Here is a 20,817-nt window from a genome sequence, read left to right as displayed (position 1 = left end):
CCCCCTGCTTTTGCCCGACTGGGCTCGTTTTCCCGGTTTTCACCGACAACGGCTTTTCGACCCCGGCCCGATGGCACATCCCTGTGCCATCGGGTCTGGCGGGGCATCCATGCCCCGGCCGGGTCGGCCGTTGCGGTGAATCCCGGCTCGCCCAGATGGGCAATTAACGGTAGCCAGCTGTGCTGGGTTAAAGCGGTGTGTTGGTGGATGCTGTTCTTCCGACGTCCGACGTCCGACGTCCGACGTCCGACTTCTGACTGCTACTCGGTTTCTTAATTGGCTACGCTGCTGCCCTCTTGGGGGACCTTGTCCCCCGACCGGGCGGGCCTCCCCCTGCTGTTGCCCGACTGGGCTCGTGAATCCGGTATTCCCCGACAACGGCTGTTCGACCCCGACCCGATGGCACGTCCCTGTGCCAACGGGTCTGGCGGGGCATCCATGCCCCGGCCGGGTCGGCCGTTGCGGTGAATCCCGGCTCGCCCAGATGGACAATTAACGGTGGCCAGCTGCGCTGGGCGCAATCAGTGAAGTCGATGTTCTGCTGTAGCGTGGGCATTTATGCCCACAAAAATCGCCCCCGACGCCCGACGCCCGACGCCCGACGCCCGACGCCCGACGCCCGACGCCCGATCCGAACGCGGCCCGGCCCGACGTCTGAATGTCACTTCTTCTGCTGCCGATAGTCACTCGGCGGTACGCCCATCCATTGTTTGAACGCTCGCGAGAAGGCAGCGGGGTCGGCGAAGCCCAGTCGGGCGGAGATCTGTGCCAGCGTCAGTTCTGGCTGGCTCAAATAACGGATCGCGAGGTCGCGGCGGGTTTTGTCTTTTAAGGCCTGAAACGAGGTTTTTTCCTGAGTCAGTTTGCGGCGCAGGGTGCGGCTGGTGACGTGGAGTGCGTTGGCGACGGTTTCCATATCGAGGTTGCCGGGCTCGCCATGCGTCAGCAGCTGGTTGATCACTTTGCGGCTGAAGTGCGGAAAAAAGTTGGGGCGGCTGACCCACACCAGCGGTGCCTGATCGAGGTGCTGGCGCAGGGTCTGTTCGGTTTGCACCAGCGGTTCGTCGAGCATGGCGCGGTCGAATACCAGCATCAGACGTGGTTGTTCAAACAGCGCCGGGCCGGGGTAAATCAGTCGGTATTCTCGCCCGTGCAAGGGCGCCGGGTAGTTAAATTCGACCCGTTTCAACGGCATAAAACGGCCAATCAGCCAGCCTGGAAACCGGTGCCACAGCAGCAGGAAAAATTCGGCAAAGGTGTGGTTGGTATCGAGACTGTCATCCTTGAGCGCCATGATGAATCTGGCCTCGTCACCGTCTTCTTCAAGGCTGAGGCTGATGGCTTCGGTAAACAGCGCATAAAAGCGGCTGATATGGCGATACACACCGCGCAGGTTTTTCTGGTTCACCGCCTGCCGTGCCATCAGGGCGAAGGTGCCGTATTTGGCGGGGCTGGTGGTCAGCCCCATAAATTCGTCGTTGGCATTTTGCCAGACGCCCAGTAACAGTGCGGCAAACTGCTCGGGCGTGATGCGCAGGCGTTTGTGGGCATCGAGGCACAGTGCTGGGTCGATACCGGCGTGACGCAGCAGTTGCTGATCATCCAGCCCCAGCTGCCGGGCGGCGCTGGCAAGACTGCGGGCGTAATGCAGGGATATGGACGTGCGATCGCTGGTCATGGTGGCTCATGGCTGAACAGGCGTTGGCCTGGAAAACCCGATTGTATGTGTGATGTCCGAAAATGTTAAGTAAACGACTCTTTGGGCAATGGGCAGAAGTGGTGCAAATAACGGTAAATAGTCGCCACATAAACCCTTCCGGATACCAGTTGATGGCACTTGCATCCCGGACCATGGTCGCAGCGTAATGGCCTGCGCGGTCCTGTTGAATGCCTCTGGCCCAAGGCCATGATGATGTGACTATCCTGACTGGTGGATAACAACAAAAGGAGTCCGGTATGAATACGCTCAAAGACGTGGTGGTGGTCAGCGCCGTCCGTTCCGCCATTGGTACTTACGGTGGCAGTCTCAAGGATATTTCCCTCGGTGATCTGGCTGCCAGTGTGGTGGCCGAAGCATTAAAACGCGCTGGCGTTGATGGTGCGGATGTTGGTCAGGTGGTGTTTGGCAACGTGATCCACTCGGAACCACGTGACATGTATCTGGCACGAGTTGCGGCCCTGAATGGTGGTGTGACGGAAACCGCGCCGGCCCTGACTCTGAACCGCCTGTGTGGCAGTGGTCTGCAGGCCATTATCAGTGCCGCCCAGCAAATCCAGCTGGGTCTGTGTGACACCGTGGTGGCCGGTGGTGCCGAATCCATGAGCCGTGCCCCGTATCACCTGCCAACCGCGCGTTTTGGCCAACGTATGGGTGATGGTGTGATGGTCGACCCGATGGTTTCGGCTCTGACCTGTCCGTTTAACCACATTCATATGGGCGTAACCGCCGAGAACGTGGCAGAGAAATACGGCATCTCCCGTGAAGATCAGGATGCCTATTCGGTTGAGGGCCAGCGTCGCGCCCAGCGGGCGATCGAGAATGGCCACTTCGCCAGCCAGATCATGCCGGTTGAGCTGAAATCGCGCAAAGGTGTGATCGAATTCAAGCAGGATGAACACGTACGCTTTGATTGCACGCTGGAAGATCTGCAGAAACTGCGTCCGGTGTTCAAGAAAGACGGCACCGTCACCGCCGGTAATGCGTCCGGTCTGAATGATGGCGCTGCGGCGCTGGTGATGATGGAGCGTGAAGCCGCCGCACAGCGAGGTTTGCCGGTGCTGGGGCGTCTGGTGGACTACGCCGTGTACGGTGTGGAACCGGAAATCATGGGCATTGGCCCGGTGCCGGTGATCCGCCAGATTCTGGAACGTCAGGGACTGGAAGCCGGTGACATTGATGTCTATGAAGTCAACGAAGCCTTTGCAGCCCAGGCGCTGGCGGTGGCGCGTTTGCTGGAGTTACCAGCCGAACGCCTGAATCCGAACGGTAGTGGTATTGCTCTCGGCCATCCTATTGGTGCCACCGGTGCCATCATTACCGTCAAGGCATTGTACGAATTGCAGCGTGTTGGTGGTCGTTACGCCATGGTTTCCCTCTGTATCGGCGGCGGGCAGGGGGTAGCGGCCCTGTTTGCACGCGACTGAGTTCTCAATCCTGACCGAAGCTTTGATGAGCAGCGGTCGGGTAGAACCTGGCTCAAGATTCGACCTTAACGGTTACCGCAGAATGCGGTGACCATAACGACTACGACTGCTATCTGAGGGACTCTACATGTACGCAGGACAATCCGTTTCTGTCGTTTTGACTGAACAGGGCATCGCTGAACTGGTTCTGGATACCAGTGATGCCGCGGTTAATGTGCTGAACGCTCACCTTCAGGATGAACTGGGGCAGGCACTGGCCGCACTCGGCACCTCCGACCAGGTTCGTGGCCTGCTGATCAGCAGTGCCAAGGCCGCTTTTGTACTGGGCGCGGATATCACCGAATTTACCGCCCTGTTTGATCACGATGCTGCTGAAATTGCACGCTGGGCGGGAAAGGTTCATGGCCTTTATAACGCCATCGAAAACTTGCCGTATCCAACCCTGAGCCTGGTGAATGGCATGGCGCTGGGTGGTGGTATGGAACTGGCGCTGGCCACCGATTTCCGGGTTGCCGACAGCGACGCCAAACTGGGTCTGCCGGAAGTCACGCTGGGCATCTGCCCGGGCTGGGGCGGCACCGTACGTCTGAGCCGTCTGATTGGTGCGGAAGCCGCACTGGGCTGGATGATGTCAGGCAAACCGAACAAGGCGTCGGTTGCACTGGAGCAAGGTGCGGTGGATGCCGTGGTGCCGGTAGATGAACTCAAGGCCAAAGGCCGTGAGCTGCTGCTGGCCGCTATTAACGGTGAACAGGATTACCTCGCCCGTCGTCAGGCCAAACAGGCCGCACTGCCGGCGGGTGACGAAACCGCTGCGGCAATGGCCGCGCTGCGCACCACTCTGGGCAAGGGTCTCGACCCACGTTACCCGGCCGCCGGTGCGATTCTGGAAACCGTGACCACCGCCATGACCGAACCGTTCGACAAGGCGCTGGCGCTGGAAGCCCGTTGTTTTGGTCAGCTGGCCTCTGGTTCGGTTGCTCACAGCCTGGTGGGCCTGTTCCTGAATGACCAGTTCCTGAAAAAGAAAACCCGTAACTGGGCCAAACAGGGTCAGCCTGTAACCCAGGCCGCGGTATTGGGCGCGGGCATTATGGGTGGTGGTATTGCCTACCAGTCGGCCCTGAACGGCACACCGATCCGTATGAAAGACATCACCCAGCAAGCACTGGATCTGGGGATGGCCACCGCCAGCAGTATTCTCGACCGCTCCATCAGCAAGGGCAAAATGACCGAGGCTGGCAAGGAAGCGGTACTGGCCAACATCACTCCGCAACTCTCGTATGAAGGTTTTGTGGATACCGGTTACGTGGTGGAAGCGGTGGTGGAACGTATCGACGTGAAAAAATCGGTACTGGCCGAAACCGAACAGAAAGTGGCCGACACCGCGATTCTGGCCTCCAACACCTCGACCATTTCCATCGACCTGCTGGCTGCTGCGCTGCAGCGTCCGGACCAGTTCTGCGGTATGCACTTCTTTAACCCGGTGCACGCCATGCAGCTGGTGGAAGTGATTCGTGGCAGCCAAACCTCCGACGCTACCGTCGCCACCACGGTTGCCTACGCTGCCGCCATGGGCAAAACCCCGATTGTGGTGCACGACTGCCCAGGTTTCCTGGTCAACCGCGTGTTGTTCCCGTACTTCAACGGCTTTAACCGCCTGCTGATGGACGGTGTGGATTTCGAGCGCATCGATCAGGTGATGGAAGAATTCGGCTGGCCAATGGGCCCGGCTTATCTGGCCGACGTGATTGGTCTCGACACCATGGTGCACGCCGACAAGGTGCTGGAAGACGGCTTCCCGGAACGTATGAGCCACGATGATCGCCCGATTATCGAAACCCTGCTGGCCGGTGGTGCACTGGGTCAGAAGAACGGTGTTGGTTTCTACGAATACGGCAAGGATGAACACGGCAAGCGTTACAAGCGTCGTTCGGCCCAGGTCAGCGCCATTCTGGAAGACCGGGTGTCGCGTGTGATGGAAGTGACCGACGCCGAAATCATCGAACGTATGATGATTCCGATGTGTATGGAAACCGTTCGCTGTCTGGAAGAAGGCATTGTCGACAGCGCGGTGGAAGGTGATATGGGCCTGATTCTGGGGCTGGGTTTCCCACGCTTCCGCGGCGGTGCCCTGCGTTATATCGACAGCATGGGCGCAGCTGCCTTCGCTGAAAAAGTGCGTGCCCACGCCGAGTGTGGCCCGCTGTACCGACTGACCCCGGGCATGGAAGAACGCGCCGCCACTGGCAAGCGTTTCTACTGAGCCTGTATCTGTAACAGCAACCGGAAAGGTCGCCTGGCGACCGGCGACAGCCGCAGGCTGTCGCCCTGATGATTAGCCGATAGTGAATGAGGAAGCACGGGAATGAGCGATTACCAACACCCTTACCGGGATAGCGAATTTGTTCTGAGCCAACTGGTGGGCTTTGATGCTCTCTGCGAGGCCGCCGGTCTGGAAGGCATTAACATGGAACTGGCGACCACGGTCATTGAAGAAGCGGGCAAGCTGGGTTCCGGCGTGCTGGCTCCGCTGAACAAGGACGGCGACCACAAGGGCGCCACCATCAGTGATCAGGCGGTACAACAAACTCCGGGCTTCAGCGAAGCCTATCAGCAGATGGTGGAAGGTGGCTGGTTGTCACTGAACGCCCCTGAAGATTTTGGTGGTCAGGGCCTGCCGAAGGTTCTGGGCACCGCGGTTAACGAAATCTGGCACTCCGCCAACATGGCGTTTGCCCTGTGTCCACTGCTGAGCCAGGGTGCCATTGAAGCCCTGAGCCACCACGGCAGTGAAGAACTGAAAAACCTGTTCCTGCCAAAACTGATCTCCGGCGAATGGACCGGCACCATGAACCTGACGGAACCGGATGCCGGTTCTGATCTGGCCGCGGTGAAGAGCAAGGCGATCCCGGAAGGGGATGCCTACCGTATTAGTGGCACCAAGATTTTTATCACCTGGGGTGACCACCAGATGACCGACAACATCGTCCATCTGGTACTGGCGCGCCTGCCAGATGCCCCGGCCGGTGTAAAAGGTATTTCCCTGTTTGTGGTGCCGAAGTTCCTGCTGGATGCCGAAGGCAACACCACTGCCGAGCGCAACACCGCGTTTGCCCTGTCGCTCGAACACAAGCTGGGTATCCACGGCAGCCCGACCTGCGTAATGGAATTTGAGGGTGCGCTGGGTTACCTGGTGGGTGAACCGCACAACGGCCTCAAGTACATGTTCACCATGATGAACGACGCCCGTCAGGGAGTGGGCCTGCAAGGTCTGGCGATTTCCGAACGTGCCTATCAGCTGGCTCGTCAGTACGCCCGTGACCGTCTGCAGGGCACCCGTCGTGACGGCAGCCGTATCGCCATTATCGAACACCCGGATGTGCGTCGTATGCTGATGAGCATGCGCAGCACCATCGAAGCCATGCGTGCCCTGTGCCTGATGGCTGCTGCTGAACTTGATCACGCCCGTCTGGTGGCTGGTGATGAGGCGGCACTGCACATGGCGCGTGCCGAGCTGTACACCCCGATTGTGAAAGGCTGGTGCACCGAGATGTCGGTCGAGCTGACCTCGTTGGGCGTACAAGTTCACGGTGGTATGGGCTTTGTTGAAGAAACCGGCGCAGCCCAGTACTTCCGTGATGCCCGAATCCTGCCAATCTACGAAGGCACCACTGGTATTCAGGCCCTCGACTTTATTGGCCGCAAGATGCTGTCGAACAAGGGTGAAACCCTGGCAGCCCTGCTGGCGGATATGCAGGAAACCCTGGAACAGGCGCGTGAAGCCGATGCTCTGCCAGACGTGGCGCTGGCCAATCTGGAAACCGCTATCCAGCTGGGTGCTACCACTCGTATTTTCCTGCTGGAAAACACCGCTTCTGAAGCTGACCTGGCACCAACCACTGCCGTTAACTTCATGATGCAGTTTGGTTACCTGACTGGTGCCTGGCTGCTGGTGGCCGGTGCGATCAAGGCACGTGAACTGCTGGCCGCTGGTAACGGTGATCCGGAGTTCCTCAACGCCAAGCTGATTACCGCCCGTTTCTTCCTGGAACACATGCTGCCACGCAGTCTGTCCCACGCCAGCACTGTGTTGTCCGGTAGCGCAAGCTGTATGGAGCTGGCCGCAGACCAGTTCTGACCCTATCCGGCGGTCAGGAGCCTTACACCCTGCCTGACCGCCTGATCCGGAATCACCCGGTTCCGGTTTTTATCCCCGCAGAGACAGATTGCCGGGCTCCCTGTTGCCCGCTGCGGGGACTTTTTGGCCTTGAAAAAGAATTCTTACAGCCGTTAGGCGATGATTTGCACAGATGCAGACGCGCCCGGCACCGAGGTGAACATGAGCGAACGTGAGTCGATGGCTTTTGATGTGGTGATTGTTGGTGCAGGCCCGGCCGGGCTTTCTGCGGCAATCCGTCTGGCCCAACTGGCACAGATCAACCGTCAGGAGCTGAGTATCTGTGTGGTGGAAAAAGGCTCGGAAGTGGGCGCTCATATCCTCTCTGGCGCAGTGGTAGACCCGCGTGCCCTCGATGAGCTGTTGCCCGACTGGCAAGCCATGGGAGCACCCCTGACCACCGCCGCCACCCGTGACGAAATGTACCTGCTGACCGACGCCGAACGGGCGGTGAAGCTGCCTAACGCATTGGTGCCGGCCACCATGCACAACGTGTTTGGGGAAGGTGAACGCCCGCACTACATCGCCAGCGTTGGCAACCTGTGCCGCTGGTTAGCCGAACAGGCTACCGAACTGGGTGTCGAGATTTACCCCGGTTTCCCGGCCAGCGAGATTCTCTATAACGAAGCCGGTGCTGTCATTGGCGTGGCCACCGGTGATATGGGCGTAGGTGCCGATGGTCAACCGCTCGATACCTATACGCCGGGTATGAACCTGCTGGCCAGCTACACCATTTTTGCCGAAGGCTGCCGTGGTCATCTGGGTAAACAGCTGTACCAGCGTTTTAAACTCGACCGCAATTCCGACCCACAACACTACGGTATCGGTTTCAAGGAGCTGTGGGATATTCCGGCTGAACAGCATCAGCCCGGTCTGGTGATTCACGGCGCTGGCTGGCCATTAAGCGGCAGCAACAAAGACGGCGCCAGCGGTGGATTTTTCCTGTACCACGGTGACAACCAGCAGGTGATGGTGGGGCTGATTGTTGACCTCAACTACCGCAACCCCTGGTTAAGCCCGTATGACGAATTCCAGCAGTTAAAACATCACCCGCTGCTGGCCGCGCATCTGCAGGGGGGCAAACGCGTGGCATACGGCGCACGCGCCATCGCCAAGGGTGGTTTTAATGCTCTGCCGATCATGCATTTCCCGGGTGGTCTGCTGGCCGGGTGCGAAGCGGGCACCCTCAACTTTGCCCGTATCAAGGGCACCCATACCGCCATGAAAAGTGGCATGTTGGCGGCCGAAGAAGTGTTTGGTGAGCTGATCAGCAGCAATCAGGCGGGCAAGGATTTATCCGGTCTGGCCGGGCGTATTCGACATTCCTGGCTGTACGACGAGTTGTACCGCAGCCGTAACTTTGGCCCGGCCCTGCATCGCTTTGGCGCGCTGGTCGGCGGTGCGGTGAACTTTGTTGACCAGAATCTGCTGGCGCTGCCGTTTACCCTGCGTGATCGCCATGAAGACTGGCAGCAGATGAAAACCGTACATCAGACAGAGCGTCTGGAATACCCGAAACCGGACGGTGTGTTGTCGTTCGACAAGGCGTCGTCGGTGTATCTGTCGAATACCGCCCACGAAGAAAACCAGCCGTGCCACCTGAAGCTGGCTGACGCCAGTATTCCGATGGCCGCCAACTGGCCGGATTACGCCGAACCGGCGCAACGTTATTGCCCGGCGGGGGTGTACGAAGTGGTCGAGCTGGAAGGCAGCAAACGACTGCAGATTAACGGCCAGAACTGCCTGCACTGCAAAACCTGCGATATCAAGGACCCGGCAGGCAATATCACCTGGGTGACCCCGGAAGGTGGCGGCGGCCCGAATTACCCGAATTTCTGATCAGGGAGGAGCCTCTGGGGCCACGACTTCCAAACCACAGTGGAAGAAAGGGCCCTTTTACGGGCAGTCAGGGCCGGTCGGGGTCTGACTGCCCTTTTTTTATAGGCCCTGGTTTTGTCTGTGGGCATAAATGCCCACGCTACCAAGCGCAGAACGTGCGAATCCAGGCAAAACCTGTGATCCCGTAAAGTGGGCATAAATGCCCACGCTACCAAGCGCAGAACGTGCGAATCCAGGCAAAACCTGTGATCCCGTAAAGTGGGCATAAATGCCCACGCTACCAAGCGCAGAACGTGCGAATCCAGGCAGAACCTGTCATTCCGTAGAGTGGGCATTTATGCCCACAAATTACGCCTGCATACAAAACTAACGACCGTACGAATCAGACATCCTTGACCTCGGTGTCGTCATCATCGTCATCACTGCCACGTTTGGTAATGATCACCGCTTTCTGAAACACCAGGCTGTTGGGAATGGTCAGCTGCTGGCCATCGTCGGTGCGGATATGCAGGTGGAACAGGGTGATTTCTTCCAGCAGACCTTCCGGGCAGTGTTCTTCCAGCACCCGCACCCGGTCACCGGGACGATAGGGGAAAAAGAAGAAAATCAGCACACTGGCAGTAACGTTACTGAGCACCGACCACTGTGCAAACAGCGCCACACCCAATACCGCCACCGCCGACGACAGGGCAAAGGTCAGCTCGCTGTAACCAAAGCCCAGCACAAAACCGATGACCATCAATAACAGGATAAACGAGCCCATTTGCAGGGCTTTTTGCAGATAGAAGATCCGGCTGACCGCCACCTGGCGCTTGCGGCCATGACGCTCGACCCAGCGGTCGATAAAACGGTTCAGGTAGTAATAACCAAAGATGGCCGCAGCCAGGATCAGGATTTTCAGGAACATTATAAAAAGGTTTCTTCCGGTAGAAGGGTGTCGTTCATCAAGCCGATATTCTCCACGACCGCATCGGGTCTGTGGAAGTAGGCGATATTGAACATGGCATCTCCTTCATGCACCAGTGGCAAATTCTGGCAACCGATCACAATGCCGTCGTCGCGGGCTAACACCTGATCGAGAAGATTGCCGAGGGGGTCAACAATGCTGGCCAGTTTTTCGTCTTTGGAAACCCGGTCGCCGAGGCGTTTATGAATGTGCACAAAACCGCTGCCGGTCGCACGTAACCAGCCGCTGTCCTGGGCAATCACGGATTCAATCAGGCTGCGGCTCTGGCGTTTGGCTGGCAGCATACCGAGATGACGCATCACCCGCAGAATGCCGCGCTCACCGGCGCGTATACAGAGTTCGTCGTAACGCAGCGCTTCTCCGGCTTCATATAACAACACCCGTACACCGAGGTTATCGGCGGCTTCCCGTAATGATCCATCACGCAGGTTGGCGTTTAACAACACCGGTACACCAAAGGCCAGCGCCATGTCGCGGGTGGCTTCATCATCCAGGTTGGCGCGGATTTGCGGCAGATTGGAGCGATGAATGGCACCGGTGTGCAGGTCGATGCCGTAATCGCAGTGGCTGACGATTTCACGCAGAAACAGATCGGCCATCCGGGCGGCCAGTGAACCTTTGGGGGAGCCAGGGAAAGAGCGGTTGAGGTCGCGGCGGTCGGGCAGGTAACGGCTCTGGTTGATAACCCCAAACGGGTTGACGATGGGCACGGCGATTAACGTGCCTTTTAACTGGCGGATCGCCGGGTTGTGGATCAGGCGATTGATAATTTCCACACCGTTCAGCTCATCGCCATGAATGGCAGCGCTCAGGAACAGGGTCGGGCCCGGTTTGCGGCTGTGGCGTACAAACACCGGCATCTTCATATCAGTACTGGTATACAACTTGCCAAGCGGCAGCTCCAGCTGGGCGCTGGTACCAGGTTCAATACGGTGGCCGGCGATGGTCAGGACTTCTGGTATCGTCGTTTTCATTCTGTATTTCCGTATGATTCCTGCACAGTCTGACCCTCAAGGCCGCTACTGTCATCTTTTGAGTGTCGCCTTTGAGTGCTGGGCTGCCTGAAGGTTCGAGGCTTTTTGCGAATGCAACTGATTCCTGACAAGACAAACGCCCACTGAATGGATAGGCTGTCGGCAAATGTTCTGCCCTCAGGATCTGACGTGAACACTCATAACGTTACTTGTACACAACCCCTTCCATTACCCGCCAGCGACAGCGGTGAACGCAGTACCCGCTGGGTGTTGTGGTTAACCGCCATCACCATGGTGGCCGAGGTGGTCGCTGGCACCCTGTATGGTTCGATGGCGCTGCTGGCGGATGGTTGGCACATGGGCACCCATGTGGCGGCGTTTGCCATTACCCTGTTTGCCTATCGTTATGCTCGTGAACATGCCAACACAGGGCGATTCAGCTTTGGTACTGGCAAGGTGCCGGTACTGGGTGGTTTTGCCAGTGCGGTGGCGTTGGGGGTGGTGGCCTTGATGATGGCGGTAGAGTCACTGCAGCGTCTGTTTCATCCGGGGGAGATTGCCTTCGCCGAGTCGATTACGGTGGCGGTGCTGGGCCTGACGGTGAATCTGGTGAGTGCCTGGTTGCTGAAAGATCACCACCACCATCACCATGGTCATTCACATGGCCACGATCATGACCATGACCATGACCATGATCATGACCACGACCACGACCACGACCACGACCACGACCACGATCACGATCACGATCACGATCACGATCACGATCACGATCATCAGCATGCGGCCAAACACAGCCATGCCGCACATGGCCATCACGAACAGGGCCATACCGACCACAATCTGCGTGCGGCTTATATGCACGTGCTGGCGGATGCCCTGACCTCTATTCTGGCGATTGCTGCGCTGGTAGCGGCCAAGATGCTGGGCTGGATGTGGGCCGATGCCCTGATGGGGATTGTCGGAGCGGTGATTATTTCCGTATGGGCGCGCGGCCTGATCCGTGAAACCGCGACCATTCTGCTGGACGGCTCAGCCCCGGCCAAACTGGTCAATCAAATTGGCGAGCTGGTGCGCGACAGTGGCGTATCCGTCCGCGACCTTCACGTTTGGAAAGTAAATGCCGATCACTATGCTGTGGTGCTGTCCGTGGCCGCCGGTGCTCCGGAGTCGATCGCACGGATTCGTCAGCAGCTGGGCAGCATGGCTCAGCTCAAACACATCACAGTGGAAGTTCAGCCCTGATCAACCGCGCTGGCTTCCAGGGAGGCGTTATGCCGGGTTGGGTGTATCTGGTGGTGGCGATTCTGGCTGAAGTGATGGCCACAACCGCATTAAAAGCCAGTGACGGTATGACTCGTTGGGTGCCAGCAATTGTGGTGGTTGCCGGTTATGGACTGGCATTCTTTTGTCTGGCGCTGAGTATGCGTCACTTTGCAGTAGGGATTGTGTATGCCATCTGGGCCGGAGCGGGCATCGTTCTGATCAGTATGGTGGGCTGGCTCTGGTTCGGTGAAAAACCGGACCTGGCAGCGTTTGTAGGGATGGGGCTGATTCTGTCGGGGGTACTGGTGTTAAACCTGCTCTCGACCACCTCAGCGCACTGACTTGACTATCGAGTTGGTTGGATTGTGAATACAGGCGCCCGCGCGGGTGCCTGTTATCTCCCGCCTTTATTCAGAACGAATAACCGCCCGTGATGCGTATTTGCTGTTCACATGGACAGTTCATCAGTGCTCTCGACAGGCTGGTGTTGATGCTCCAGGGATCGGTCAACCATGACAGCGCCACGAAAACACTGGATTGCTGAACATCACCACTGCTTTGCTCGCTACTGGCGGGATCGTTGTTATAGCCGGTGTACTCTATCTTGCCGGTCAGGCTGTGCTGGTAATCCAGACCGATCGTTGAAACCAGTATCTGCTCTCCCCAGCTCGCCATATAACCCAGACTGGCCGCCTGTTGCAGGGTTGTACTTGAATGGTCTTCATTCAAGCGCTGGAACTCGCGGGCGCCGGGTGTGTGCTGGTCTTCCTGAAAGGTAATGTGATTCAAGCGAATAGACGAGCTGATCTCCGGTGACCAGTTGCCGAAATACCAGTCATAGCCCCAGGTGAAGGCCAGTCGTTCGCCGTCTGTCTGGCTGTTGACCCGCATGTTGGCCTGGCTGGCGAGAGGTGCATCCAGATGATCTGTGACGAGACCACCGCTCAGCTCAAACCAGTGGTCATGCCACTGATAACCCACAAACGCGCTTTTGTCCTGATACTCATACTCGGCGTTGTCAGTGTTGTGGTCATCAGTGGCTTTGAGGCGACTAACGCCCACACCGGCCGACCAGTTGCTTAAAAAGCGGGTGCTGACACGCACACCTTTGCCGATGCCAGACATTTCCAGCGGCTGGCCAGCGGCATACACGGGCAAGTTGTTATACGAAAGATCGGAGTTGATCATCCCCGACAGGCTGTAGCTGTTGGTTGCTGCGCCGAGCAACGGTAGCAGCAACCGGTAAGGCAGGCGAACAGGCATCAGTGAGTGGCAGGCGTTGACCGACGGAAGCGATTCATCAGAGAACGAATCAGGCCGTGATGACGGTGCTGTTTGGTGGTGACCATTTCACCCTGACGGTTAATCCGTTCGACCAGACCAGCACAGTTGGCTGCGTGATAAAAGCGCAGCACTTCGTCTTCGTCGACTTCCAGAATACGGCTGGCCAGCACAATGGAGGTTGGACGTGCCTTGAAGAGCGCGGCAATACGATAAGCGTTCGGGCTGGACGGCACACGGGTGAAGTTCGGCCAGTAACGCAGCGACACCACGTCGTCACGACGACAGTGTTCCGGAATATCGCGAACATGATGTTCCTGAAACGCCAGAGTCCACAGCAGTTCTTCTACCGGGCGCATTTGTAACTCGGCTTCCTGCATGGCATCACTGCGGCTGGAAATGCGGCGAATAGTGCTGCGGCCTTCACGAGCGCAGGCAACCAGTTTGGGCGCCAGGCGGTGTGGATCGGCATAGGTGCGAGCTTTGGCATTGACGAGAATTCCACGGCCCTGAATTGGATAAATCTGGAAACTTTCGGATTTATCCAGCGCCAGCTGCAGGGTTTTCACCAGATTGGTTTCCGGAGAAATGTGCTGGGAGGTTGGAAGCAGGGAGAGTGTCATTGCCATAACTGTATTCCCTATGTTGCATTATTGGGGCGGCATCCTAAACCAGTGTCCGAGATATCACAATACGTCGAAAAACTTATTGTCAGACAACAAGGCAGAGTAATAAAGATTCAGGATCTGGATATTGGCAGGGGCGCCTGTTTGGCGTATCCGGATGACCGTGATCAGCGCTGGAAGCCAGAGCTGACAAGGCTTGCAGTGCGTCAGAATAATTCGCTCGATAACAACTGATATGTCATTAGCGATGTAAGCGACAGCTAATGACGGAGGCAATACAGTGTCCCGGAATCATGCACGATTCCGGGACAGTGAATCAAGGTTATCGCCCGTTCAGTCGTATATCGGGTCGTTTTTATTCCAACGGCTGCAAACCTGTGTTCAGCGGGTAGTGGCGGATGATCAACTGTCGTTATGACGGGTATCTTCCGCCTGTTGTCCTGTATTTTGGCAACGCTCGCGTTGTTCGTCCTGAGTAGCGCTGTTCAGAATCTGGCTACTGGCACTGCTGGTATTGCTGCTTTCGGTTTCGGCATGAACCGGGCTCCAGGCCAGTACACTGACCAGCAACAGACGCAGAGCGCCCGGCGTCAGGGATTGGTCGAGCAATGTTTGCAGCGGAGAAAACAGAGAGTGCTTCATGCACGTACTCCTGAAATGGGTTAGCTGCAGTAGGACAGGTGTTTCAACAAGGGGTTCCACAGGAAACCATTCAAACCACAGCCGTTTTTCGGGCACAATTCAGCAAACCCTGAACCTTCTGAGCACACGCATGAATCCGACCATTGAATTGCTGAAGTCCCACCGTTCCATTCGCAAGTTCACCGACCAGCCCATTGGCACCGAACTGCTTCACGAACTGGTTCGTGCCGGCCAGGGCGCTTCGACCTCCAACCATGTTCAGGCCTGCAGCATTGTGCGGGTGACCGACGTTGCCAAACGCGAGCGTCTGGCCGAGCTGGCCGGTGGTCAGGCATCGGTATCCGGTTGTGCCGAGTTCCTGGTGTTCTGTGCCGATATGAAACGTCCGATGGAAGCGGCGGCGCGTGCCGGTGCGGATGTGGTCGCTGGTATGACCGAGCACCTGTTAGTGTCCAGCATCGATGCTGCACTGCTGGCGCAGAACGTTGCGGTGGCGGCGGAGTCGGTTGGCCTTGGCCTGTGTTACATCGGTGGCCTGCGTAACAACCCGCAGGAAGTCAGCGAGCTGCTGGAGCTGCCAGATCAGGTGTACCCGGTATTTGGTATGGCGGTGGGCTACCCAGCCCATCAACCGGATGTAAAACCACGTCTGCCAGTAGAAGCCATTCTGTTTGTAAACCGTTACGACGATTCCCGTACTGCAGAACAGGTCGCGGCCTTTGATCAGACCATGCACGACTACTACCTGGCCCGTAGCAGCAATAACAAGAGCAGCAGCTGGTCGGAACAGTTGAAGCCACTGTTCACCGTCAAACTGCGCGCCCACATGAAAGAGTTCCTGAACAAGCGCGGTTTTGGTCTGCGCTGATTCGCGGCCCAAGGAAGAAGCACCAAGAGAAGAAAAACAGCAAGAGAATAACAGCAAGAGAAAAAACACCAGCGGTGTCACCCGCTGGTGTAAAAGCGCTCTGCCTGAGTGCAACAGAGTGCGAGGAGGCAATCAGCCTGTCTGGAAATTAGCGGGCCCGCAGGACCCGACTGAAAAACGCCGCCAGACCGGCATGATCATCCAGAGGCAGCACGTCGGCGACGTACTGATCAGGACGCACGATGACGATACAACCCTTATCCTGGTTGATACCGCGCATTTCATAGATGTTATGGCCACCACCGGATGACACCGGACGCTTGTCCACACAGTACACTTTCTCACAATCCCGCAGACCATAACGGCCCTTACGAGGTGCCAGCGCTTCCGGAATCAGTGCGGTTTCCACCGTCTGATGGTGCTGCTGGAACACGGCACGTACGTCGATCACCGAGTCTGCATCGGCACCGGCCGGGGTGTAACGCTGCACCGGTGATTCCGGGCTGGCCAGAAAATCACACAGGGCTTTTACGCCACAGCGGGCTGAAAACGGCTCGTCTTTACCGGCAAATGCATACACGCGATAAGCGCCGTTAGCGGTATGGCAATGGCCCAGCTGCACCGGTTTGGCATCACCCTGACGCACCACCGGTGCGGAGTGGAAACGTTTGCCCACGGTCAGGCCGGTCGCCAGTGCCTGATGTGTACCGCTGCCGACCATTATCGACGGGCGATACTGGATCGACACACCGGCGGTGTATTTGCCAAACAGCTGGAAGTAACGCTGGAACTCGGCTGGATCAACACCATCCGGGTTATCGGCCGACTTCGGTTTGGCAGAAAACATGGCCGAGAACTCACGATCGAAATCAATCAGCGCCTGACCATATTCCCGACGCTCCGCCGAATAGGTGCGCAGAATGTCTTCATCGGCCAGACCCGTCAGCACATGTGCCAGTTTCCAGCCGAGGTTCCAGGTATCCATCACCGAGGTGTTCAGACCCTGACCGGCTTTTGGACTGTGGGTATGGCAGGCATCACCGGCCAGAAACACACGGGCGGCACGTTCATGGGTGGAGTCATCAAACGCCGTGGTAATACGCTGGCCAATTTCGTACACCGACCACCAAGCCACTTCTTTGACGTCGATGGTGTAAGGATTCAGGATGCGATTGGCAGCGGCAATCAGCACATCGGCGGTCATCTGATCGCGGGCAACCCGTTCATTTTCCTTGAGTTTGTCCAGCTCCACGTACAGACGCACCATGTAGCCGCCTTCACGCGGAATAATCAGCATGTTGCCTTCGTTGTTGGAATGGATCAGTGACTTCAGGCGAATGTCCGGGAAGTCGGTATTCAGCAGCACATCCATTACGCCCCAGGCCTGATTCAGCGGATCGCCGACCAGCTGCTGGCCAATCGCCGTACGCACGCTCGAACGGGCACCATCACAACCCACCACATAACGGGCGCGCACGGTTTCCACTTCCTGGCTGTATTGCGAGAAGTTGACCATACGTTCGATCGTCACCGTCACCGGATAATCGCTGGCGCTGTTATCCACTTCCAGACTCAGCAGCTTGCGCTGGTAATGCGGTTCGATCTTGCCGACCGACTGGCGCATTACCCGCAGGAACTCATCATGAACCCGTGCCTGGTTAATGATCAGGTGTGGCATTTCGGACAGGTCATCCGCCACGTCCGGCACCTTGCTGCTGCGACTGATCTGGTTTGGACGCTCGGCATCCGGCTTCCAGAACGCCGCCTCGTTCACCTGATAGGCTTCCTGAATAATCTGATCGGCAAAGCCATAGGCCTGGAACATTTCAACCGTACGGCAGGCAATACCATCGGCCTGACCAACCAGCAGACGATCGTCTTTCTGATCGATAATCGCCACCTTGATACTGCCAAACTGCGACAACTGCGCCGCCAGATTCAGACCCGCAGGGCCACAACCCACAATCAGCACATCCACTTCGGTTGGCAGCGGGCGTTTGATGGGAGGTGCCACCACCGCATCCTGCGGATCAGCAAAACGTGGATCACCAGGGTGAAAACCATTCAGATGGAATTGCATACGGGTCACTCCTTCTTGTTGTTATCGGTCGGGGCAGAGGCGCATTCGGGTTCAGGGCTGCGCTGCATTGGTTGTTACAGTAAACAATTCCAGCTATAACAAAAAATTGGTTTTTAAACCCAGATAACAAGAAAACGCATACATGAACCCCAACCTGCTCAAACAACTGGCGATGGTCGTCAAACAAGGGTCGATCAGTGCTGCCGCCGAACAGCTGTTTATTACCCAGCCAACCCTGACGCGAGCGCTGCAACAACTGGAGCAGCGGGTTGGTGCACCGGTATTAAAACGTACCCGTTACGGCATGGAGCCAACCGAAATCGGGGCCCGACTGGCCCAGATTGGGGAACGGATACTGGCTGAAGCCGCCCACGGCGACGAAGTGATCCAGCAATGGAAAGGCGGATTCCACAACGAATTCACCATTGGTATCGACCCGCTACTCGAATACGCGGCAGCAGCGGATATCACCGGCCAGCTGCTGCGCGAAACCCGCTACCTGTTTCACCTGCGTAATGGTTCAGCGGCGTTACAAATTGAATGGTTACAACAGGGTGAACTGGATTTCCTGCTGGCACCGGCACACCTGTCGGTCGCCCAGGGCCAGCTGGCAAGAGAAGTGCTGTTTCGGGATCGCTCAGCGGTCTTTGTCGGCCAGAAATCGGAATTGCTCGGCAGCCGCAAACCGGTCAGCACCGCAATACTGGAACGCAAAAACTGGCTGATAGCCGGGGCCAGCGCCGGTTTTCTGAACAGCCGCGAAGATACCGCCTTGCCGAATATGGCGCGTATGGCCTTCACCGGCAGCCTGCGTTCGGTATTTCACCTGTTACAAACCACCGACATGGTCGTGCGATTACCCGCACGCCTGACCCTGATGACCGGCGAAATCAGCCTACAACAGATGATTCAGGTGGAAGATAACCCCGGCGCCCGCCGCGATATCGCGCTCTGGTATCGCGCCGAAGACAGCGAACGCCCGGATATCATCAAGGTACAGGAAGTGATGCGCGAATTGCTGAAACGCCTGGATCAGCAAGCACCGGAGTTCGGATTACAGTTGTAGATCGCAATGGATAAACAAGCTGCTGGTTATCTGGTCATCCATGAGCCAGAGGTGGGCCTCAGAGCTGAAATTGGAGCCGGAGTCAGAGCGTTTTCGGCCAGAAACGTCCGGGCTATTAGCGTATCAATGCTTCAATCGCTTTTAACTGCTCGTAATTATATAGATGTGTTACCAATGAAAATGACTCACCGCCAATCAAGTGCAGTTCAATCAGTGTTACGCGTTGGTGGCTGACATAAATATGTTTGATATCGGCCAACTTACCGTGCCAGACACACAGATCACCTCGATAAAAGCGGATATCGCTATCATCCACCACGCAACGTTCTACCGGGAGATGCGAGGAGCGCAGTCTCCAGAGCGGTACAATCAGCAAAATCGCTACAAGCATGGGTAGTAATAGCTTGCCGGTGGTGGATACACAGGCCCATATCAGTATCAGACAGCAGGCAAGCGACCAGAGATAAGCCCATGGTTTCCAGTTAACAAGCGGGGCGGGTGCCGCCACAATTTCCATTTGCATCTGGATGTCATCCGTTGATCAGAGAGATCAGGACTATACCAATAAATGGTGTAGCAATGAATGAAGGTTACAGAGCCGCTGCACGATGAGATCCCTGATTGTTGCCGGAGTGAAGCAATATTTTTGTGAAGTCAGTGGGAGGCTAGCATTTGTGTGGCTACGGAGTGTAGTGTTGTCGCTTGATTGCCGATGAGTGGGGGCCTGATTGCTGTTAACTTCAATGTGAATCTATGGCTTCTTGATTTGGATACTTTGGAAAAACGTTTAGTGGTGAAAGATTTTGGTGTGGATAAAAAAGGTGCAATTTATTTGAAAAATTAGCGGTAAATTAGGACGGCCCTTCATAAACCAGCATCTTCAAAATAGATCAACTGCACGGGCAGGATAGGATCGTTTTATCACTTTGGGTAAGGATTGGGTGGGACTGGATTGACTCAGTCTGAGTAGCCGGAATGTTCTCGTTTTAGCAGAGCACACGCCTCAGAGGTTGATCTGGTTGATTCGTTGATGTGGCTGAGTGGAAAGTGAGAGCGCTAGCCAGCCACTACTCTGACTGGCAAGAACAGGATAGCTACCAATAAACCACTTGAGAGGTTGAGTCCTGGTTAGGATGTTGTTGACGGTCGCATTGGGTATGGTTGAATTTTAATTTAATGGGGGTGGGAGTGAATGATTCTTTTCTGGAGATTATGAAATTGATTAATGCGCCGGAAGTTGTGCCGCCTAAGTGTTATCGTCGAAATGCAATAGCATACCCGTTGATTTGTTATGTTAATAATATTACAGGGTGTTATATTTCGAGGAATTTTGACGCTATTCCAATTTTTATTGAGCGCGCAAGGTTGCATATGGATGGTAGGTTTAGGGATTTTGTTGGGGAGGAATATTGTAGTCTGGTTGCCAGGTACCTTGATCAGATGGAAAATCAGTTGTTGCATATCGATTGCAGGTAGTTTTGGGTAACTCAGAAATTGGATAGCCACGGAGCGTTCCTCTAACCAGCCGCGTCTGTGTTCATAACATTGGCCGGAAACCGAATCGGTGCCGTAAAGAAATGCGCGACGAACGCAGCGCGAAACGCAGTGGTAGTAGGGGGTAGCTTCAACAGAGACCTGTTGCTTGCGTGGCTTTGGCATGATTGAACTCCATCCGTGAAGTACTTGAAATCGGATTATGGCTTGTGAACTGAAAAATGGAATCGGGTAAAAGTACCCTTTAGAGTGGGTGTTTTGATTGCCGGTATTTTTCAACATAGTTGTCCGATAAACCATTAATCAGGCCGCCATCGTCGCGGCTTGTATTTCTTCCTTCCTCACCGGATTCAGCGTCACCGTTTCCTGCCAGCTCAGATTACGGATTCT

The 20,817-nt window shown here is 56.4% G+C and carries 16 protein-coding genes; 8 read left to right on the top strand and 8 right to left on the bottom strand.

The features are described from left to right. Positions 1-661: 661 nt before the first annotated feature. The gene (locus OUO13_RS01145) at positions 662-1,678 is read right to left on the bottom strand and encodes an AraC family transcriptional regulator (RefSeq protein WP_283172013.1); all 1,017 of its coding nucleotides are present in this window, start codon (positions 1,676-1,678) and stop codon (positions 662-664) included. 278 nt (positions 1,679-1,956) lie between these two features. On the opposite strand from OUO13_RS01145, the gene bktB reads away from it, so the two are divergent. The 4 genes from bktB to OUO13_RS01125 all read left to right on the top strand — a co-directional run bounded on the left by bktB (position 1,957) and on the right by OUO13_RS01125 (position 9,163). Continuing rightward, positions 1,957-3,144 (top strand): beta-ketothiolase BktB, encoded by a 1,188-nt coding sequence (gene bktB / locus OUO13_RS01140; protein WP_283172012.1) that lies wholly within the window; start codon positions 1,957-1,959, stop codon positions 3,142-3,144. Between the two features lie 127 nt (positions 3,145-3,271). Then, on the top strand, positions 3,272-5,410 hold the full coding sequence (gene fadB / locus OUO13_RS01135; protein ID WP_283172011.1) for a fatty acid oxidation complex subunit alpha FadB: 2,139 nt from the start codon (positions 3,272-3,274) through the stop codon (positions 5,408-5,410). 102 nt (positions 5,411-5,512) lie between these two features. Continuing rightward, on the top strand, positions 5,513-7,285 hold the full coding sequence (locus tag OUO13_RS01130) for an acyl-CoA dehydrogenase family protein (protein ID WP_283172010.1): 1,773 nt from the start codon (positions 5,513-5,515) through the stop codon (positions 7,283-7,285). A 201-nt stretch (positions 7,286-7,486) separates the two neighbouring features. Next, entirely contained in the window at positions 7,487-9,163 is a 1,677-nt protein-coding gene (locus OUO13_RS01125) for an electron transfer flavoprotein-ubiquinone oxidoreductase (RefSeq protein WP_283172009.1), read from the top strand. A 382-nt stretch (positions 9,164-9,545) separates the two neighbouring features. On the opposite strand, the gene OUO13_RS01120 is transcribed toward OUO13_RS01125, so the two are convergent. Together OUO13_RS01120 and OUO13_RS01115 are read right to left on the bottom strand one after the other, a co-directional pair. Then, positions 9,546-10,070 (bottom strand): mechanosensitive ion channel family protein, encoded by a 525-nt coding sequence (locus OUO13_RS01120; protein WP_283172008.1) that lies wholly within the window; start codon positions 10,068-10,070, stop codon positions 9,546-9,548. Beyond that, positions 10,070-11,104, bottom strand: coding sequence for a succinylglutamate desuccinylase/aspartoacylase family protein (locus OUO13_RS01115; RefSeq protein WP_283172007.1), 1,035 nt, complete (start codon positions 11,102-11,104; stop codon positions 10,070-10,072). Before OUO13_RS01115 ends, OUO13_RS01120 begins: the two co-directional genes overlap by 1 nt. 189 nt (positions 11,105-11,293) lie before the next feature. Here OUO13_RS01115 and OUO13_RS01110 point away from each other — a divergent pair, with 189 nt between their 5' ends. Both OUO13_RS01110 and OUO13_RS01105 read left to right on the top strand, forming a co-directional pair. Then, the gene (locus OUO13_RS01110; RefSeq protein ID WP_283172006.1) at positions 11,294-12,349 is read left to right on the top strand and encodes a cation diffusion facilitator family transporter; all 1,056 of its coding nucleotides are present in this window, start codon (positions 11,294-11,296) and stop codon (positions 12,347-12,349) included. A 29-nt stretch (positions 12,350-12,378) separates the two neighbouring features. After that, entirely contained in the window at positions 12,379-12,711 is a 333-nt protein-coding gene (locus OUO13_RS01105) for a DMT family transporter (RefSeq protein ID WP_283172005.1), read from the top strand. Between the two features lie 70 nt (positions 12,712-12,781). On the opposite strand, the gene OUO13_RS01100 is transcribed toward OUO13_RS01105, so the two are convergent. From OUO13_RS01100 to OUO13_RS01090, 3 genes are all read right to left on the bottom strand, one after another. Beyond that, on the bottom strand, positions 12,782-13,633 hold the full coding sequence (locus tag OUO13_RS01100) for a hypothetical protein (RefSeq protein WP_283172004.1): 852 nt from the start codon (positions 13,631-13,633) through the stop codon (positions 12,782-12,784). Further along, positions 13,633-14,280 carry a hypothetical protein gene (locus tag OUO13_RS01095; protein WP_283172003.1) on the bottom strand — a complete coding sequence of 216 codons (648 nt, stop codon included), beginning with the start codon at positions 14,278-14,280 and terminating at the stop codon, positions 13,633-13,635. The genes OUO13_RS01100 and OUO13_RS01095 overlap by 1 nt, the downstream gene beginning before the upstream one ends. A gap of 399 nt (positions 14,281-14,679) precedes the next feature. Further along, positions 14,680-14,919: a hypothetical protein gene (locus OUO13_RS01090; protein WP_283172002.1), complete on the bottom strand. Its 240-nt coding sequence runs from the start codon at positions 14,917-14,919 to the stop codon at positions 14,680-14,682. A 130-nt stretch (positions 14,920-15,049) separates the two neighbouring features. Here OUO13_RS01090 and nfsA point away from each other — a divergent pair, with 130 nt between their 5' ends. Then, positions 15,050-15,787 carry an oxygen-insensitive NADPH nitroreductase gene (nfsA, locus tag OUO13_RS01085; RefSeq protein ID WP_283172001.1) on the top strand — a complete coding sequence of 246 codons (738 nt, stop codon included), beginning with the start codon at positions 15,050-15,052 and terminating at the stop codon, positions 15,785-15,787. Between the two features lie 148 nt (positions 15,788-15,935). On the opposite strand, the gene OUO13_RS01080 is transcribed toward nfsA, so the two are convergent. Continuing rightward, the gene (locus OUO13_RS01080) at positions 15,936-17,867 is read right to left on the bottom strand and encodes an FAD-dependent monooxygenase (protein ID WP_283172000.1); all 1,932 of its coding nucleotides are present in this window, start codon (positions 17,865-17,867) and stop codon (positions 15,936-15,938) included. A gap of 142 nt (positions 17,868-18,009) precedes the next feature. Between OUO13_RS01080 and OUO13_RS01075 the strand changes: the two genes are divergently transcribed. Beyond that, positions 18,010-18,933: a LysR family transcriptional regulator gene (locus OUO13_RS01075; RefSeq protein WP_283171999.1), complete on the top strand. Its 924-nt coding sequence runs from the start codon at positions 18,010-18,012 to the stop codon at positions 18,931-18,933. A gap of 115 nt (positions 18,934-19,048) precedes the next feature. Here the strand turns inward: OUO13_RS01075 and OUO13_RS01070 are convergent, their stop codons facing one another. Then, positions 19,049-19,456 (bottom strand): hypothetical protein, encoded by a 408-nt coding sequence (locus OUO13_RS01070; RefSeq protein WP_283171998.1) that lies wholly within the window; start codon positions 19,454-19,456, stop codon positions 19,049-19,051. Between the last annotated feature and the right edge of the window lie 1,361 nt (positions 19,457-20,817).

Origin of the sequence: Parathalassolituus penaei, assembly GCF_026626885.1 — a bacterium.
Taxonomy (GTDB): domain Bacteria; phylum Pseudomonadota; class Gammaproteobacteria; order Pseudomonadales; family Oceanobacteraceae; genus Oceanobacter; species Oceanobacter penaei.
The sequence above is the reverse complement of the archived record's forward strand: the minus strand, read 5'-3'. Positions and strand labels throughout refer to the sequence as shown.

Coding starts and splice junctions, on each gene's coding strand:
- OUO13_RS01115 (WP_283172007.1), bottom strand. CDS start 11,104: ATGAAAACGACGATACCAGAAGTCCTGACCATCGCCGGCCACCGTATT.
- OUO13_RS01090 (WP_283172002.1), bottom strand. CDS start 14,919: ATGAAGCACTCTCTGTTTTCTCCGCTGCAAACATTGCTCGACCAATCC.
- OUO13_RS01105 (WP_283172005.1), top strand. CDS start 12,379: ATGCCGGGTTGGGTGTATCTGGTGGTGGCGATTCTGGCTGAAGTGATG.
- fadB (WP_283172011.1), top strand. CDS start 3,272: ATGTACGCAGGACAATCCGTTTCTGTCGTTTTGACTGAACAGGGCATC.
- OUO13_RS01120 (WP_283172008.1), bottom strand. CDS start 10,070: ATGTTCCTGAAAATCCTGATCCTGGCTGCGGCCATCTTTGGTTATTAC.
- OUO13_RS01145 (WP_283172013.1), bottom strand. CDS start 1,678: ATGACCAGCGATCGCACGTCCATATCCCTGCATTACGCCCGCAGTCTT.
- OUO13_RS01125 (WP_283172009.1), top strand. CDS start 7,487: ATGAGCGAACGTGAGTCGATGGCTTTTGATGTGGTGATTGTTGGTGCA.
- OUO13_RS01130 (WP_283172010.1), top strand. CDS start 5,513: ATGAGCGATTACCAACACCCTTACCGGGATAGCGAATTTGTTCTGAGC.
- OUO13_RS01095 (WP_283172003.1), bottom strand. CDS start 14,280: ATGGCAATGACACTCTCCCTGCTTCCAACCTCCCAGCACATTTCTCCG.
- OUO13_RS01080 (WP_283172000.1), bottom strand. CDS start 17,867: ATGCAATTCCATCTGAATGGTTTTCACCCTGGTGATCCACGTTTTGCT.
- bktB (WP_283172012.1), top strand. CDS start 1,957: ATGAATACGCTCAAAGACGTGGTGGTGGTCAGCGCCGTCCGTTCCGCC.
- OUO13_RS01075 (WP_283171999.1), top strand. CDS start 18,010: ATGAACCCCAACCTGCTCAAACAACTGGCGATGGTCGTCAAACAAGGG.
- OUO13_RS01070 (WP_283171998.1), bottom strand. CDS start 19,456: ATGCAAATGGAAATTGTGGCGGCACCCGCCCCGCTTGTTAACTGGAAA.
- nfsA (WP_283172001.1), top strand. CDS start 15,050: ATGAATCCGACCATTGAATTGCTGAAGTCCCACCGTTCCATTCGCAAG.
- OUO13_RS01100 (WP_283172004.1), bottom strand. CDS start 13,633: ATGCCTGTTCGCCTGCCTTACCGGTTGCTGCTACCGTTGCTCGGCGCA.